This window comes from Streptomyces sp. NRRL WC-3549 (genome assembly GCF_000721935.1).
GTDB lineage: Bacteria > Actinomycetota > Actinomycetes > Streptomycetales > Streptomycetaceae > Streptomyces.
On sequence record NZ_KL585421.1, the window covers coordinates 1,141 to 1,557 of the forward strand.

The window sequence follows — 417 nt, forward strand, 5'->3', positions numbered from 1 at the left end:
GTCCTGCTGGACCTGGTCCCGGCCGACGGCAACCGGCCGTACGACATGCACAAGGTCATCGAGGAGCTCGTCGACGACGGCGACTTCCTGGAGGTCCACGAGCGCTGGGCCCGCAACATCGTGTGCGCGCTGGCCCGGCTCGACGGCCAGGTCGTCGGCATCGTCGCCAACCAGCCGCAGTCCCTGGCCGGTGTGCTGGACATCGAGGCGTCCGAGAAGGCCGCGCGGTTCGTCCAGATGTGTGACGCCTTCAACATCCCGATCATCACTCTCCTGGACGTACCCGGCTTCCTGCCCGGCGTCGACCAGGAGCACGGTGGAATCATCCGGCACGGCGCCAAACTCCTGTACGCCTACTGCAACGCCACCGTGCCGAGGATCTCCCTGATCCTGCGCAAGGCCTACGGAGGCGCGTAC

Annotated in this window: 1 protein-coding gene; it reads left to right on the forward strand. The window is 67.1% G+C overall.

What is annotated here, in order from left to right; translation table 11 throughout:
* Positions 1-417 (forward strand): carboxyl transferase domain-containing protein (locus IH13_RS0125305; protein ID WP_031088170.1); only part of this gene is annotated, 417 nt, incomplete at both ends.